At 67.7% G+C, this 16,036-nt stretch carries 14 protein-coding genes; 9 read left to right on the top strand and 5 right to left on the bottom strand.

The window, feature by feature from the left end; all coding sequences use genetic code 11:
- Positions 1-72: 72 nt before the first annotated feature.
- The 3 genes from SLW56_RS06910 to SLW56_RS06900 form a co-directional block, all read right to left on the bottom strand.
- Positions 73-1,125: a glycosyl hydrolase family 18 protein gene (locus SLW56_RS06910; RefSeq protein ID WP_152237219.1), complete on the bottom strand. Its 1,053-nt coding sequence runs from the start codon at positions 1,123-1,125 to the stop codon at positions 73-75.
- Positions 1,125-2,819, bottom strand: a complete 1,695-nt coding sequence (locus SLW56_RS06905; protein ID WP_320694545.1) for an alpha-L-fucosidase — start codon at positions 2,817-2,819, stop codon at positions 1,125-1,127. Before SLW56_RS06905 ends, SLW56_RS06910 begins: the two co-directional genes overlap by 1 nt.
- A gap of 99 nt (positions 2,820-2,918) precedes the next feature.
- Positions 2,919-5,579, bottom strand: a complete 2,661-nt coding sequence (locus tag SLW56_RS06900) for a TonB-dependent receptor (RefSeq protein ID WP_026144664.1) — start codon at positions 5,577-5,579, stop codon at positions 2,919-2,921.
- Between the two features lie 873 nt (positions 5,580-6,452).
- Between SLW56_RS06900 and SLW56_RS06895 the strand changes: the two genes are divergently transcribed.
- Positions 6,453-7,475: a glucokinase family protein gene (locus SLW56_RS06895; protein WP_267117333.1), complete on the top strand. Its 1,023-nt coding sequence runs from the start codon at positions 6,453-6,455 to the stop codon at positions 7,473-7,475.
- Positions 7,476-7,633: 158 nt separating this feature from the next.
- Here the strand turns inward: SLW56_RS06895 and SLW56_RS06890 are convergent, their stop codons facing one another.
- Positions 7,634-8,365 carry a 16S rRNA (uracil(1498)-N(3))-methyltransferase gene (locus tag SLW56_RS06890; protein WP_320694544.1) on the bottom strand — a complete coding sequence of 244 codons (732 nt, stop codon included), beginning with the start codon at positions 8,363-8,365 and terminating at the stop codon, positions 7,634-7,636.
- Entirely contained in the window at positions 8,356-9,747 is a 1,392-nt protein-coding gene (bioA, locus tag SLW56_RS06885) for an adenosylmethionine--8-amino-7-oxononanoate transaminase (RefSeq protein ID WP_320694543.1), read from the bottom strand. Before bioA ends, SLW56_RS06890 begins: the two co-directional genes overlap by 10 nt.
- Before the next feature lie 74 nt (positions 9,748-9,821).
- On the opposite strand from bioA, the gene nudE reads away from it, so the two are divergent.
- The 8 genes from nudE (at position 9,822) to gcvT (ending at position 15,984) form a co-directional block, all read left to right on the top strand.
- Complete coding sequence (nudE, locus tag SLW56_RS06880; protein ID WP_026143746.1) at positions 9,822-10,376, top strand: ADP compounds hydrolase NudE; 555 nt, start codon at positions 9,822-9,824, stop codon at positions 10,374-10,376.
- Positions 10,373-11,173, top strand: coding sequence for a 3'(2'),5'-bisphosphate nucleotidase CysQ (gene cysQ, locus SLW56_RS06875; RefSeq protein WP_017912917.1), 801 nt, complete (start codon positions 10,373-10,375; stop codon positions 11,171-11,173). Before nudE ends, cysQ begins: the two co-directional genes overlap by 4 nt.
- Positions 11,174-11,301: 128 nt before the next feature.
- A complete protein-coding gene (mazG, locus tag SLW56_RS06870) occupies positions 11,302-12,078 on the top strand; it encodes a nucleoside triphosphate pyrophosphohydrolase (RefSeq protein WP_295910547.1) in 777 nt (258 codons plus the stop codon).
- Positions 12,075-12,398: a YnfA family protein gene (locus SLW56_RS06865; protein WP_017916569.1), complete on the top strand. Its 324-nt coding sequence runs from the start codon at positions 12,075-12,077 to the stop codon at positions 12,396-12,398. The genes mazG and SLW56_RS06865 overlap by 4 nt, the downstream gene beginning before the upstream one ends.
- Before the next feature lie 402 nt (positions 12,399-12,800).
- A complete protein-coding gene (locus SLW56_RS06860; protein WP_017910461.1) occupies positions 12,801-13,103 on the top strand; it encodes a DUF962 domain-containing protein in 303 nt (100 codons plus the stop codon).
- Positions 13,104-13,166: 63 nt separating this feature from the next.
- Positions 13,167-14,132, top strand: a complete 966-nt coding sequence (locus tag SLW56_RS06855; RefSeq protein ID WP_152237213.1) for an SPFH domain-containing protein — start codon at positions 13,167-13,169, stop codon at positions 14,130-14,132.
- A 3-nt stretch (positions 14,133-14,135) separates the two neighbouring features.
- Positions 14,136-14,567 carry an NfeD family protein gene (locus SLW56_RS06850; protein ID WP_026144669.1) on the top strand — a complete coding sequence of 144 codons (432 nt, stop codon included), beginning with the start codon at positions 14,136-14,138 and terminating at the stop codon, positions 14,565-14,567.
- A gap of 310 nt (positions 14,568-14,877) precedes the next feature.
- The gene (gene gcvT / locus SLW56_RS06845) at positions 14,878-15,984 is read left to right on the top strand and encodes a glycine cleavage system aminomethyltransferase GcvT (protein ID WP_017912924.1); all 1,107 of its coding nucleotides are present in this window, start codon (positions 14,878-14,880) and stop codon (positions 15,982-15,984) included.
- The last annotated feature ends 52 nt before the right edge of the window (positions 15,985-16,036 follow it).

Here is a 16,036-nt window from a genome sequence, read left to right as displayed (position 1 = left end):
AGCCTGGGGTGAGCGCGGCGCGTTCGCTGCGCGCCGCGTGCCCCTCGTGTCGCATCTCGGTCGTGTGGCCGCTCAGCGCGCCGCGGTCGGCAGTTCGTCCCAGACCTTGGGATCTTCGGCGCCCAGCACCCAGCAGCTGAAGCCTTCCAGACCGTACTGCTTGGTCAGCTCGTAGCGGGCGCGGAAGCTGCGCGCATCCGGGCGGAACACCCATTCGCGCATGTCGTCGCGGTAGAAGTAGAACCACGACTCCTGCTCCACCGGGTCCCATTGCACGGTGGCGTGCTGCTCTTCCGCCAGCGGGAACGATTCGTCGGCATCGATGTAGTCGGCGGTGATGTTGGAGGCCTCGGTGCCGTCGGCCTTGACCGGATTGCCGGTGTACCAGCGGTAGCCATAGGTGGCGATGCCCAGCGACAGCTTGTCCTTCGGCACCTGGGTCAGCGCGTAGTCCAGGTGCTTCTTCATCCACACCATGCCGTCGACCGGGCCGGGCGCGGTCCAGCGGGTGTGCTGGTCGTAGGTCATCAGGCTGATCAGGTCGGCCGAGGCGCTCAGCGCCTTGAGGTCGTAGGCGCCCCGCCAGTACTCCCACATCCACTTGGCGAAGGCGCCGCCTTCGGCATAGCCCGGTGCGTTCGGCACCACCGCCACCGACAGCTTGAAGCCGGCCTTGTGCAGCGCCTCGGCGGTCTGCTTGACCATCAGCGAGTAGGCGTCGCGGTCGGTCCAGGCGATGCTCTCGAAATCGAACTGGAAGCCGTAGTAGCCGTGCTTGCGGCCGTGGATCAGCAGCGCCTGGATCATGCGCTGCTTGGCGTCCTCGTCGTGCAGCAGCTTGTGGAAGCCCTCGCGCCCGGCGGTCATCGACAGGATCGGCATCACCCGCAGCTTGTGCTGCTTGGCGATCTCGTACAGGTACATGTTCGGGGTGCCGTTGACCAGGCCGCTCTGGTCCACGCCGTACCAGGTCGGCACCACCACGTCGATCTTGTCGAGGTGGGCCAGGAACGAATTGGTCGATTTCTGCGTGTTCATCAGATAGAACAGCGCAGTCGGGTTCTTGGCCATGGCCGGCCCGCAGGCCAGGGCGAGGGCGAACAGCAGCCCGGCGAAACGCTTCATCATCGGGAGGGATCCGTTGGCGGAGTGGGGGAGGACAGGTCGATGCGGAACACGTAGGCGTGTTCTCCCACCGGCTTGGCCGGCAGGCGCAGGTGCAGGCCGTCGGCGCGCTGCTCGAACGGCACCGGCTTGCCGTTGGCGAGCAGGGTGACGCCACGCACGCCATCGGCCGGCTTCAGCGAGCGGATCAGCGCCTGGCCGTCGGCCGGCCAGCCCAGCTCGATCGCGTACAGCGCGCCGTGGCCGGTGGTGAAGCGGAAATCCTCGGGCGTGTACGGCTTGGTCTTGGTGTCCTGGAAGGTGCCGCCGACCACTTCGGTCGGGCCTTCGCCGTAGCTGCGCCACGGCGTGCTGTCGTAGATCGCCTCGCCGTTGGTCTTGAGCCACTTGCCGATCGACAGCAGGATCGTGCGTTCGGTGTCCGGGATCGAGCCGTCGGCGCGCGGGCCGATGTTGAGCATCAGGTTGCCGTTCTTGCTGACCACGTCCACCAGCATGTGGATGATGAAGGTCGGCGTCTTGTAGGTGTCGTTCTCGACATAGCCCCACGAGGCGTTGCTGACCGAGGTGTCGGTCTGCCAGTGCGTGGGATGGATGCCGGTGAGCTGGCCGCGCTCGATATCGAGCGTGCCGGCACCTTCGGGGAAGGCGCCGAGCTTGTAGTTCACCACCACGCCGCCCTTGGCCGCGCCGTGGTTGTAGTAGTACGACAGCATGGTCGGCAGGGTGCCGCGGAAGGTCGGGTGCGCGATCCACCAGTCGAAATAGATCAGGTCCGGGTCGTAGCGGTCGATCAGCTCGGTGGTACGCGCCAGCCAGTCGTCCAGCCAGGCCTGCGACACCGGGGTCCAGTCGTTGGTGACGTCGGCGTCGTCCTTGCCCGGCAGGCGGATCTGCGCCGGGCCGTACAGGCCGGCGTAGCGCGGGTCGTTGACGTCCGAGTCGAACTGGCGGCCGCCGTCGAAGAACCAGTCGTGCTCGGCGCGGTGCGAGGACAGGCCGAAATGCAGGCCCTGTGCGCGGATCGCCTTGGACAGCTCGCCGAGCACGTCGCGCTTGGGGCCCATCTTGACCGCGGTCCAGTCCGACAGCTGCGAGTCGTACATCGCGAAGCCGTCGTGGTGTTCGGCCACCGGCACCACGTAGCGGGCGCCGGCATCGCGGAACAGGGTGGCCCAGGCCTGCGGATCGAACTTGGGCGCGGTGAACAGCGGGATCAGGTCCTTGTAGCCGAAGCGCGACTGCGGGCCGTAGGTTTCCCGATGGTGCAGGTAGTCCTTGCTGCCCTGCTGGTACATGTTGCGCGAATACCACTCGTTGCCGAAGGCCGGCACCGAGAACACGCCCCAATGGATGAAGATGCCGAACTTGGCGTTGTCGTACCAGGACGGCGAGCGGTACTGCTTGAGCGAGGTCCAGTCGGGTCGGAACGGTCCGCCGCGCGCGCCATCGTTGGCTTCGCGCACCAGCCGCGCGCGTTCGGGCGCGTACTTGGCGGTGGCCTGCAGCCACTGTTGGTCGATCTGTTCCGGACTGAGGGTGGTGGCGGTGGGCGCGGTCGGCGACGGCGCATCCGCGGCGCCGGCGGGCAGGGCCGTCAGCGCGAGCATGAGGGCCAGCGCGCTGGCCAGGGTCTGGCGTGCGGCTCCGGCGTGGCGGGATCGGTCCGCACTGGGGCGGGTCTCGGTCGTCATGGAACGGCACTCCTTGTTGCAGAAGACGATGCCGGCGCCGCCGCGCCGGACACGAAAAAGCGCGCCACCGTGGAGGGACGGTGGCGCGCCGGTGCTACATCAGAACTTGAAGTTCAGCTGCGCCTGGTAGCCGCGGCCGTTCTTGTACATGCCGATCGGCGCGTACTTGACCTCGTTGTACCAGTAGTACGTCGAGTCGAGCAGGTTGGTCGCGCTGAAGCTCACGCTCATCCAGTCATTGATCTCGTACGAGGCGGTCAGGTCCAGCTGCTTGTACTCGTCGGTGAACACCTGCGAGTTCAGGCGGCCGACCTGGGTGAAGTACTTGGAGCGGTAGCTGTAGTTCAGGCGCACCATCCACGGACCGTTTTCCCAGTAGGGGATCACGTTGTAGGTGTTCTTCGACAGGTACGGCAGGTTCAGGCCGGTGCTGGCGTCGGCGGTGGCGTAGGTGTAGTTCGCCTGCAGACCGAAGCCGTAGCCGAAGGCCTGCTGGTAGTTCAGCGAGGCGCCCTTGACCTTGGCGTCGGAGGCGTTGATCGGCGAGGTCACCGTGAACAGGCCGCTCACGCCGCTCACCGCATCGGTCAGCTGCTGCTGCGAGGTGGTGGTGACGATGTACGAGCTGATGTCGCGATAGAACAGTTCCGCCGACAGCATGCTGGACGGGGCGAAGTACCACTCGGCGGCCAGATCGTAGTTGGTCGACTCGTAGGGCTTCAGGTCCGGGTTGCCGCCGCTGGCGGTCAGGTTGCCGTTGCTGCTGTTGATGGTGAACGAGCCGGCCAGGTCGCCGTAGCGCGGACGTGCCATCACCTTGGCCACGGAGAAGCGCAGCACCTTGTCGGTATCCAGGTCGTAGGCCAGGTTGAAGCTCGGCAGCGGCTTGTAGTACTGCTTGCTCACCTGGGTCTGGTTGTAGGTTGCGCCGCCATCGGCGCTCTGCCAGTACAGCGACTTGTCCTTGGTGTCGACATAACGCACGCCCAGGTTGCCGCGCCACGCGCCGGACTCGAAGTTCAGCTGCGCGTACAGGTCGCTGGTGATTTCCTTGACGTCGAACGAGGAGCCGTAGTCGCGGTTGTACGGACCCTGCGGCTGCCCGCGCAGGTAGCTGATCACCGAGTTGAGGTTGGCGGTCGGCCAGTTGGTCAGGTCGCCGCTGGCGCCCAGGCCGTCGTACAGACCGCTCGGGGTGGTGCCGGGGCTGAAGTCGGTCAGCGAAATCGCATTGGTGGTGTTGATGCGGTTGCCGCGGGCGTCGACGCCGTTGTCGTGGTTGATGTACTTGTAGCCGAGCTGCAGCTTGTTCAGCGGGCCCCAGTCCAGATCGCGGGCGGCGTCGAACTGGAAGTACTTCTCCTTGTCCGTGCTCTTGGCGTAGTAGATGCCGCCGGCCTGCATCGCCGAAGCGGCGGTGGAACCGGGCGCCAGGCCGGCCGGCGAACCGACCAGACCCCAGTTGGCGGCACTGGCGTTGTCGTAGTTGACGTCGGTGTGGCTGCCGTCGTAACCGAAGTTGTAGCCACCGTCCTTCAGCAGGAACTTCATCAGGTATTCGGGGTTCTTGCCGCCGGTGGCCTCGGTGGTGCCGACCTGCGAGGTGAACACCCACTTGTCGCCGTAGAAGTCGTGGCGCAGGTTCAGGCTCTTGGTGGTGACGGTGCTTTCGCGGTAGTTGGTGTCCAGCTGCGCATACGGCTGCTTGCCGTTGCCGGCGCCATCAGTGACCGTGGCCTGGGTGATGTAGCCGTTCTGCACGGTCGCGCTGGTGATCTTGTCCTGGTCGCCGCAGCCCGGGCAGACGTAGCGCGATTCGCTGAAGTTGTTGTACTTGCCCTTGATGTAGATGCCGGTCAGGTTGAACTCGTTCTGATCGTTCGGCTTCCACTGCAGCGCGCCCTGCAGGCCGTTGCGCTCGCGGGTCTGCTGGAAGAAGGCGCTATTGATGCCCACCGGGATCTTGGCGGTCGCGACGTTACCACCGTCGCCGGAGATGCGCGCGGTCGGCGGGATGCCGGCGCCGGTGTTGTAGCCGAAGAACTCGATGCCGGCGCGCGACAGATCCTGCTTGTCGTGGGTGGCGGAGATCAACGCGCCGAAGGTCTCGTCGTCGTTCTTCCAGCTCCACAGCGCCGAGCCGCGCGGATTGCCTTCTTCCGAACGGTCGTTGTAGTTGTAGCCGATCGAGCCGCGGATGGTGTTCTTCGGCAGGTCCAGCGGCTTGCGGGTGTGCACGATCACGGTGCCGCCGATCGAGCCTTCGTCGATGCGGGCTTCCGGGGTCTTGTAGACCTCCATCAGGCCGATGATTTCAGGCGACAGCAGGGTGTAGTTGAAGGTGCGGCCGCTGGTGTCGGTCGGGTTGCCGCCCCAGTCGCCCGAGGCGATGGTCTGGCCATTGAGCAGCACGCGGTTCAGCGCCGGGTCGGTGCCGTTGATGCTGACCTTCTCGCCTTCGCCGAACTGGCGGTCCACGCTGATGCCCGGCAGGTGCGCCAGCGACTCGGCGGCATTGGTGTCCGGGAACTTGCCGATGTCCTCGGCGCTGATCGCATCGACGATGGAGTTGGCCGAGCGCTTCACCGACTGGCTCTTCTCCAGCGAGGCGCGGTAACCGGTGACGGTGATGGCATCCAGCTGCTGGACGTTCTTGGAATCCGCGTTGGCGGAAGCGGGCGCTTCCTGCGCGGCGGCGTTACCGGACAGGTACAGCGCGGCCATGATGCTGAGGGCTAAGGTAGTGGTGCGGCTATTCATTGGCTAAACCTCTGGGTGAGTACTTGGGCATGAGGTGCCAACCGATGTTCCGGCGTGCTGGCCGCTGCCCGGCCTTGTGGATGGCGCCGCGCCTGGTGGCGCTGCGCGGATCGCATCTCGATGCGCGTCGTCCGGTCGCTGACGCGGAAGTAGCCAACCGGCGGCATCGAGGGCGCCAGTCCTTCCTGTGTTCCTGCAGGTAACAACCAAGTCCAGCAATACAGCAGTGCACCTTGTCGCCTGATCCGGACGTCGCTGCGTCCGGCCCGGCTCGGGGCGTGGTTTCGTCGGTTCGGGGATGCCGGTCGCAGCGTCAGTGCGCGTCCTGCCACTTGGCGCGGGAGGAGCGGCGATGCGTCGCTGTGTCTGAATCCCCTGAACGTGGCATGTCTTGAAGTTGTAAAACTTGTGTGAGCCGAGTCTGTCGTAGCGCTGACAGCGTTGTCAACACCCGTTTCACGTGGTTTTGACGAATGCAAGCAAGGCTCGCCGCGGCATCTTTCCGGAGGCTTTCGCGGCCCTTCCGCCGCGTCTCCTAGGTGCTTGTCTACAAAAGAAAACATGCCCGCGGATGGGTGCAACGGGACTGCGTTGGCCGCGAGGCCCTGGTGTGGCAGGCGCTGCCGGTTGGCCGGGCGTGTGGCAGAAATTTGTGCAATGCGGCGAAATTTTGCGACGGATGTTCACCCATGCAACGCGCCATGCGATCGACCACTCGAACGGCCGGGCGATCCGGCCGATGAAGTCGCAGTGGTGAAGACAAAACGACAAACGGGTGAAATTCACCTTGACAACGTTGTCAAGGTGGTCCGACACTCGATCGATCAATCTGCCGAATCGGCGTGCGCCTGCTCTGGCGCAACGGGAGAAGATGTGTCCGCAAGCAGTTCATCAGTGGCAGCGGCCGTGCCGCGCGCCGAGCCCTTCATTGCTGCCGATGTCGGCGGAACCCATGTCCGGATCGGCCTGGTCGCAGGCGCTGCCGGTGCCGGCCCGGCGCCGTCCGTCGATGTGCTGGACTATCGCAAATACCGCTGCGCCGACTATCCCGGTCTGGCCGAGATCATCGGCGAGTTCCTGGGCCAGGTGCAGGGGCCGAAGCCGACCCGTGGGGTGATCGCCAGCGCCGGTTACGCGCTCGAAGATGGTCGCGTCATCACCACCAATCTGCCGTGGACGCTGTCGCCGCCGGAAATTCGCGAGCGCCTGGGCATGAAGGCATTGCATCTGGTCAACGATTTCGAAGCGGTGGCGTATGCGGCCGCGTCGATGGACGCCAGCGAAGTGCTGCATCTGACCGGGCCGCGCAAGGCGCAGCGCGGGCCTGCGCTGGTGATCGGTCCGGGCACCGGCCTCGGCGCCGCGGTGTGGATTCCGACCCAGGGCGGCGCCATGGTGCTGGCCACCGAGGCCGGCCATGCCGCGCTGCCGATCGGCAACGATCTGGAACTTGCGCTGGCGCAGCGGCTGTTGCGCGATCGCTCCTATGTGCCGATGGAGCATTTCCTGTCCGGCCCCGGGTTGCTCAATCTCTATCGCGCACTGTGCGAGTTGCGTGGCGCCACGCCTGCGCATGCCGCACCGAACGACATCACCGCGGCTGCGCTGGCCGGCGACGATCCGCTCGCGCACGAGGCACTGTCCGCGTTCTGCGGCCTGCTCGGCAGCGTGGTCGGCGATATGGCGCTGCTGTACGGCGTGCAGGGCGGCATCTACCTGGCCGGCGGCTTCCTGCCGCAGATCGGCGCGTTTCTGTCCGCCAGCAGTTTCGTCGAGCGCTACTTGAACAAGGGCGCGATGCGTCCGGCGCTGGAGCAGATCCCGGTGAAGCTGGTCGAGCATGGCCAGCTCGGGGTGATCGGCGCGGCGAACTGGTTCCTGCAGCAGCGCCACTGAGCGGCCCGGCGCGGCGATGGCCGCGCCGATGGGCAGCGTCCCGCAACGCCGGCGCGGCGTGCCTGGCGTGCCGTAGCGCGTCGACACATATATATGTCCCATGCCTGCGGCGCCTGCGTTGCGGCGCCGCTGTCTACAGCGTCATCGCTTGCCTGAACTCACAGGTCGCCGTGGTGCGCCTGCAGCGCCGCGATCGCGGCCAGGCCGGCGGTTTCGGTGCGCAGGATGCGCGGCCCCAGGCGCAGGCCGACGAAGCCGGCGGCCTCCAGCGTGGCGCGGTCGCGCGGCGACCAGCCGCCTTCCGGGCCGATCGCGATCGTCGCCGCAGCGCCGCCGATGACCAGCGACCGCAGGCGGTGTTCGCCCTGCGGATCCAGGATCAACCGGCACGGGCTGTCCGCCGCGGCGCGCGCCGCATCGGCCAGCGCCAGCGGCGCGCTCAGCTGCGGCACGCGCGCGCGGCCGGACTGTTCGCAGGCCGCGATCACCACGCTGCGCCAGTGCGCCACGCGCTTGTCCACCCGCGCCGCATCCAGCTTCACTTCGGTGCGCTCGGCCCACACCGGCACGATCGCGGCGACGCCGAGCTCGGTGGCCTTCTGCAGGATCAGGTCCATCTTCTCGCCGCGCGCCACGCCCTGCAGCAGGGTGATCGCCAGTGGCGACTCGTTGTCGACCGGCTGCGCCGCGCCGATGCGCACGCTGGCGTTGCGCTTGCCGGCCTGCAGCAGTTCGGCGGGGTAATCGCAGCCGTCGCCGTTGAACAGCACGCAAGGATCGCCCTCGCGCAGCCGCAGCACGCGCAGCAGGTGGTTGGCGACGTCTTCCGGCAGGCTCAACTCGGCGCCGGCGTGCAGCGGCAGCTCCACATGGCAGCGGGTCAGGCGCATGCCACCGCCTCGTCGATCGCCGCCAGCGTGGTCTCGGCCAGCAGCGTCAACTGCTCGGCGTCCACGCAGTACGGCGGCATCCAGTACAGCACGTCGCCCAGCGGGCGCAGCACCACACCGCGTTGCAGCGCGGCACGGTAGGCGTGCAGGCCGACGCGTGCGGATGCAGGGAAGGGCGTGCGCTTGTCGCCGTTGCGGGTGAGTTCGAACGCCACCACCATGCCGGCCTGGCGCACGTCGGCCACGTGCGGATGCTCGGCGAACGGCGCCGACAGCGCGCGCATGGTCTCGGCGGTGCTGCGGTTACGCGCGATCACGTCGTCCTCCTGCAGGATCCGCAGCGACGCCAGCGCCGCGGCGCAGGCCAGCGGGTTGCCGGTGTAGCTGTGCGAATGCAGGAAGGCGCGCTCGCGGCTGTCGTCGAGGAAGGCGTCGTACAGATGCTGGGTGGCCAGCACCGCCGACAGCGGCAGGAAACCGCCGGTCAGGCCCTTGGACAGGCACAGCAGGTCCGGCATCACCCCGGCCTGCTCGCAGGCGAACAGGGTGCCGGTGCGGCCGAAGCCGGTGGCGATCTCGTCGGCGATCAGGAAGGCGCCGTTGGCGTCGCACAGTTCGCGCGCGCGCCGCAGATAGGCCGGATCGTGCATGCGCATGCCGCCGGCGCACTGCAGGCGCGGTTCCAGGATCACCGCGCAGATCTCGCCGGGATGGCGGTCGAACAGGTCGGCCAGCGCATCGGCGGCGGCATCGGCGCGTTCGCGCGCGCTCTGTCCCGGTTCTGCCTGGTACGCGTCGGGCGAGGGCGCGAACAGCGCCTCGGCCAGCAGGGGCGCGTACACCCGCCGGTACAGCGGGATATCGCCGACCGCCAGTGCGCCGATGGTCTCGCCGTGATAGCCGTTCTCCAGCGCGACGAAGCGGGTGCGCCCCGGTTCGCCGCGGTTCTGGAAATAGTGGAAGGCCATCTTCAGCGCCACTTCCACGCCGGCCGAGCCGTTGTCGGCATAGAACACCTTGGCCAGCGGCGCGCGCCCTTCCTGGCGCGGCGCCAGCGCCAGCAACTGCTCGGCCAGCAGCACCGCCGGTTCGTGGCTGAAGCCGGCCAGCATCACCTGCTCCAGCTGGGTGGCCTGGGCGGCGATGGCCGCGGCGATGCGCGGCTCGCCGTGGCCGAACAGGTTGGTCCACCAACTGCTCACCGCATCCAGGTAGCGGCGGCCGCCGTGGTCGATCAGCCAGGCGCCTTCGCCACGCGCGATCGGGACCAGGGGCAGGGTGTCGGGGTGCTCGCGCATCTGCGTGCACGGGTGCCAGAGCACGGCCAGATCACGCGTGCGCCACGCCTCGGCCATCTGTGCTGCGGTCAGGTCTGATAGCATTTCGCGCTCATGAACAGGTTCTTCGCTCCGCGCATTCTATCGATCGACGCCGTCCGGCGCCGCAGGGTGCCGGCGTGACCCGTCGATTGCCGGTCATCCATGCCGTGCGCGAGCGCAGCGAATCGGCCGCCGAGCGCCGGGTCGAGGAGCTGGACCTGGAGTTCAGCAATGGCGAGCGCCGCGTGTTCCACCGGCTGAAGGCGCCGGGTCATGGCGCGGTGGTGGTGGTGCCGATGCTGGATGCGCAGACCGTGCTGCTGGTGCGCGAATACGCCGCCGGCGTGCATCGCTACGAACTGGGCCTGGTCAAGGGCCGCATCGACGCCGGCGAGACCCCGCTGCAGGCAGCCGACCGCGAACTCAAGGAAGAGGCCGGCTACGGTGCGCGGCAGTTGCGCGTGCTGCGCGCGATGACCCTGGCGCCGACCTACATGAGCCACCAGTCGTGGCTGGTGCTTGCACAAGATCTCTATCCCGAACGACTGACCGGCGACGAGCCGGAGGAATTGGAAGTGGTGCCCTGGAAACTGGCTGAACTGGATCAACTGATGTTGCGTGAAGATTTTTCCGAGGGGCGTTCGCTGGCGGCGCTGTTCATCGCCCGCGAGTGGCTGGGTCGGGCCGAATGATCCGTCTCACCAGTGATTTGCGCGAAACCGTGATCGCCATCGCCATCGATGCCGCCGCGGCCATCATGTCCGTCTATGCCACCGGCTTCGAGGTGGAGCACAAGGCCGATACCAGCCCGTTGACCCAGGCCGACCTGGCCGCGCACCAGATCATCGTCGAAGGCCTGGAGCGGCTGACCCCGGACCTGCCGGTGCTGTCCGAGGAATCGGCGCAGATTCCGTGGGAGGTGCGCGAGCACTGGACCACCTATTGGCTGGTCGACCCGCTCGACGGCACCCGCGAGTTCGTCAAGCGCAACGGCGAGTTCAGCGTCAACATCGCGCTGATCCACCAGGGCGCGCCGGTGTTCGGCGTGGTCCAGGCGCCGGTCGATGGCCGCGTCTGGCATGCGGTGCGTGGCGAGCAGGCGTACCGCCGCGAGGGCTTCCGCGACACCGCGCTGAATACGCGACGTCCGGCCACCGCGCCGCTGCGGGTGGCGGCGAGCCGTTCGCACCGTGACGCGCGTACCGACGCGTTGCTGCAGCGCATGGGCGAGATCGAACTGGTCGCGCAGGGTTCGTCGCTGAAGTTCTGCCGGATCGCCGATGGCGACCTGGACGTGTATCCGCGCTTCGGGCCGACCTCCGAATGGGACACCGCCGCCGGGCAGTGCGTGCTGCAGGCCGCTGGCGGCGCGCTGCTGGCCGCCGCGACCGGCAAGCCGTTCCGCTACAACCGCCGCGAATCGCTGCTCAACGGCGACTTCGTGGCGCTGGGCGATGCGGCGCTGCCCTGGCGCGACTGGCTGGGCTGAGCCGCGCCGCGCGCGCGCGCCGCACGGCGCGCGCTCTGCCACACTAGGCGGTGGCGGCAGCGGTGCCGTCGTACCGGAACCCGCCCGTGACCCCCACTCGCTACGATCTTCCCGCCCTGCTCGACATCATGGCGCGCCTGCGCGATCCCGCGCAGGGCTGCCCCTGGGACCTGGAGCAGGATTTCGCCAGCATCGCCGCGTACACGATCGAAGAGGCCTACGAAGTGGCCGACGCGATCGACCGCCAGGACCTGGCCGGGCTGAAGGACGAACTCGGCGATCTGCTGCTGCAGGTGGTGTTCCATGCGCAGATGGCGCGCGAGCAGGGCGCGTTCGGCTTCGACGACGTAGTCGCGGCGATCTGCGACAAGATGGTGCGCCGCCACCCGCACGTGTTCGGCGACAGCCAGGTGGCCGATGCCGAACAGCAGACGCTGAAGTGGGAAGAGATCAAACGCGCCGAGCGCGCCGCCGCCGGCGAGCGCGACGGCTCGGCACTGGCTGGCATCGCCCGCGGCCTGCCGGAATGGCAGCGCGCGCTGAAGCTGCAGTCGCGCGCGGCGCGGGTCGGCTTCGACTGGCCCGGCCCCGCGCCGGTGCTGGACAAGGTGCAGGAAGAACTGGAGGAAGTGCGCGCGGAACTGGCGCATGGCGCCGCAGTCGATCCGGCACGGCTGCAGGACGAGATCGGCGACCTGCTGTTCGTCTGCGCCAACCTGGCGCGGCATGCCAAGGTCGACGTCGGTGCGGCGCTGCGCCACGCCAACCTCAAGTTCGAGCGTCGCTTCCGCACGATGGAACGGCTGGCGCAGCAGGACGGCGGCGCGCTGGATGGCCTGGCCCTGGCACAGCAGGAGGCGTACTGGCAGCGCGCCAAGGACGAAGAACGCGCCGCGGCCGGATGAAGACCCTGCTGCTGTTCGTGCTGACCGCCGTGGCGGAAATCGTCGGCTGCTACCTGCCTTATCTGTGGCTGCGCGAACAGCGCAGCGCCTGGCTGCTGTTGCCGGCCGCGGGCAGCCTGGCGGCCTTCGTCTGGCTGCTGACCCTGCATCCTGCCGCCAGCGGCCGCGTCTATGCGGCCTACGGCGGCGTCTATGTCGCCGTCGCCTTGCTGTGGCTGTGGACGGTGCAGGGCATGCGCCCCACGCGCTGGGACCTGCTCGGCGCCGGCCTGTGCCTGGCCGGCATGGCGGTGATCATGTTCGCACCGCGGCAGGGCTGAGGCCGCTCCCACGGGAGCTTGAGACGAACTCGGCGGGTGCACTGTGGGAGGGACTTCAGTCCCGACGCATTGGCTCATCGGAAAGCACGCCACGTTGCGCGTCGTGGCCGCATGACCGTTGCGCCCCAGGATACGTCCCTGCGCGATGGGCGGTGCCCTGTGGTCGCGATACACGTCCTCGTCGCACCGCGGCACGACGGAGGCCGCTCCCACAGGCGTTGCGGCGAATGCGGTGGGTGCACGGTGGGAGGGACTTCAGTCCCGACGCATTGCGTCATCGGAAAGCACGCCAAGTGCGCGTCGTGGCCGCATGACATCTGCGCGTCGCATCCGTGCGCAGCGCGCGACGTCCGCGCTCCCAGCGTATGCTGAATGCCTGCGTCGCCTCGGGAGGGCCATCGCATGCGTCGCTTCTCCAGTTTTCGCGAGTTCTATCCGTTCTATCTGAGCGAGCACCGGCATCGGGTGTCGCGACGGCTGCATTTCGTCGGCAGCCTCGGCGTGCTGGCGAGCCTGCTGCTGGCGCTGTGCACCGGCCAGCCGCGTTGGTTATGGGCCGCACCGGTCTGCGGCTACGGCTGCGCCTGGATCGGCCATTTCGTGTTCGAGAAGAACCGTCCCGCCACCTTCAAGCACCCGCTGTACTCGCTTGCCGGCGACTGGGTGATGTTCAAGGACATGCTGCTGGGCCGCATCCGCTGGTGACCGGCACGTGCGCGTGCGCTGGCTATACTGCGGATTCGATTTCTTTCTGGTTAATGGAGCGACCTGATGCCGTCTTCCTTCTTCCTTGCGCTGGTGATCCTGTTCTTCGGCGTGGTGGTGCTGTTCAAGACCGTGCGTATGGTGCCGCAGGGATTCCAGTGGACGGTGGAGCGCTTTGGCCGCTACACCCACACGCTGTCGCCCGGCCTGCACTTCCTGATTCCGTGGATGTACGGGGTGGGCCGCAAGGTCAACATGATGGAACAGGTGCTGGACGTGCCCAGCCAGGACGTCATCACCAAGGACAACGCGGTCGTGCGCGTGGACGGCGTGGTGTTCTTCCAGGTGCTGGACGCCGCCAAGGCCGCGTATGAAGTGTCCAACCTGGAGATCGCCACCATCGCGCTGGTGCAGACCAACATCCGCACCGTGATCGGCTCGATGGACCTGGACGAATCGCTGAGCCAGCGCGAAACCATCAATGCGCAGCTGCTGAACGTGGTCGACCATGCCACCAATCCGTGGGGCATCAAGGTCACCCGCATCGAGATCCGCGATATCCAGCCGCCGCGCGACCTGGTCGATGCGATGGCCCGGCAGATGAAGGCCGAGCGCGAGAAGCGCGCGCAGATCCTCGAGGCGGAGGGCTCGCGGCAGTCGGAGATCCTGCGCGCCGACGGCGAGAAGCAGGCGGCTGTGCTGGAGGCCGAAGGCCGCAAGGAGGCCGCGTTCCGCGACGCCGAGGCGCGCGAGCGCCTGGCCGAGGCCGAAGCGCGGGCGACGGCGATGGTGTCCAAGGCGATCGCCGAAGGCGACGTGCAGGCGATCAACTACTTCGTCGCGCAGAAGTACGTGGAGGCGTTCAAGGAGCTGGCCACCGCGCCGAACCAGAAGTTCGTGCTGATGCCGATGGAGTCCAGCGGCATCATCGGCTCGATCGCCGGCATCGCCGAACTGGCGCGCGAGGCGCTGAACAAGCAGGCCTCCCCGCCGGCAGTGCCGCGCGTGCCGCCGCGCAACGGAGTCTGAGCCATGCGCATTGAGGTAGTGGCCTGGGGTGCCCTGACCTTGTTGCTGTTCGCGGCCGAATCGCTGGCGCCGGGCGCCTTCATGCTGTGGATGGGCTTCGCCGCCGCGGCGGTGTTCCTCGCCGTGCTGGTGTTCCCGGACATCTCCCTGCTGCTGCAGGTCGGCGCGTTCGTGGTGCTGAGCTTCGTCTCGATCCAGGTGTACCGCACCTGGTTCCGCAACCGCGGCCGGACCAGCGACCAGCCGCTGCTCAACCGCCGCGCCGAGCAACTGATCGGCCGCATGGTGACCCTGGACCAGCCGATCCACGGCGGCCGCGGCCGCGCCAAGGTCGACGACGCCTTCTGGGTGGTCGGCGGCCCCGACCTGCCGGCCGGCAGCACGGTGCGCATCGTCGGCGTGGACGGGATGACGCTGCTGGTCCAGGCGGTTTGAAAGCCGGGATTGGGGAGTCGGGATTGGGGATTGGTGCCGCGAGTGCGCGGTACCTCCACCTTCCCAATCTTCCTGCGCGTAGGAGCAGCGATCAAGCGCGCGTCCTTCGGCTCAGGACGCCCGCTCTTGCTAATCCCGAATCCCAACTCCCCGATCCCGGCCTTCGCTGAAGCCGCTCCCACGGCACTGCGCGATCGAGCGCCAGTCCTTCGGATCCAGGAAAGCCGCTCTGACGAATCCCCATTCCCGACTCCCCCAATCCCGGCCCCCAGCCAGCGATAATGGGGGACTTTTCTCACGGACCCGCGCCATGACCCAGAAGACCATCCTCAACGACAGCCACCGCGCCCTCGGCGCCAAGATGGTCGACTTCGGCGGCTGGGACATGCCGATCCACTACGGCTCGCAGATCGACGAGCACCACCAGGTGCGCCGCGACGCCGGCATGTTCGACGTCAGCCACATGACCGTGGTCGATCTGCACGGCGAGCAGGTCCGCGCGTTCCTGCGCCATCTGCTGGCCAATTCGGTGGACAAGCTGAAGGTGCCGGGCAAGGCGCTGTACACCTGCATGCTCAACCCGCAGGGTGGGGTGATCGACGATCTGATCGTCTATTACATGTCCGATGCGTTCTTCCGCCTGGTGGTCAACGCCGCCACCCGCGCCAAGGATCTGGCCTGGATCGGCGAGCAGGCGCAGGCGTTCGGCGTGCAGGTGCGCGAGCGCGACGACTTCGCGATGATCGCGGTGCAGGGGCCGAACGCGCGCGCCAAGGCGATCGGCCTGCTGCGCGAGCAGGATCGTGCCGCGGCGCAGAAGCTCGGTCGCTTCGCCGCGATCGAGGCGACCTCGGACGCGGGCGTGCCGCTGTTCGTCGCGCGCACCGGCTACACCGGCGAAGACGGATTCGAGATCGTGCTGCCGCAAGCGCAGGCGCCGGCGTTCTGGGAGGCGCTGATCGGTGCGGGGGTGAAGCCGGCCGGCCTGGGCGCGCGCGATACGCTGCGCCTGGAGGCGGGCATGAACCTCTACGGTCAGGACATGGACGACAGCGTCTCGCCTTACGAGGCCGCGCTGGCCTGGACGGTGACCCTCGACGAGGGCCGCGACTTCATCGGCCGCGCTGTGCTGGAAGCGCAGAAGGCCGGCGGCGCGCCGCGGCAGATGATCGGCCTGGTGATGGACGAGAAGGGCGTGCTGCGCCACGGACAGAAGGTGCTGACCGCCAACGGCGACGGCGAGATCCTGTCCGGTACCTTTTCGCCGACGCTGGGCAAGGCCATCGCCTTCGCACGGGTGCCGGCCGGCGAGCCGGGTGCGGTGCGCGTGGACATCCGCGGCAAGGAAGTGCCGGTGCGCGTGGTCAAGTTCCCGTTCGTGCGCGAAGGCCAGGTCCAGCCCGGCGTGCTCGGCTGAGTCCTGTCCACCGCGCGCGACTTCGTCCCCAAGCGCGCGGTTCGCTACACTA

It is taken from the genome of Xanthomonas sp. LF07-6, assembly GCF_034105445.1.
GTDB classification, from domain to species: Bacteria; Pseudomonadota; Gammaproteobacteria; order Xanthomonadales; family Xanthomonadaceae; genus Xanthomonas_A; species Xanthomonas_A sontii.
This window is presented reverse-complemented; position numbering and strand designations above follow the sequence as displayed.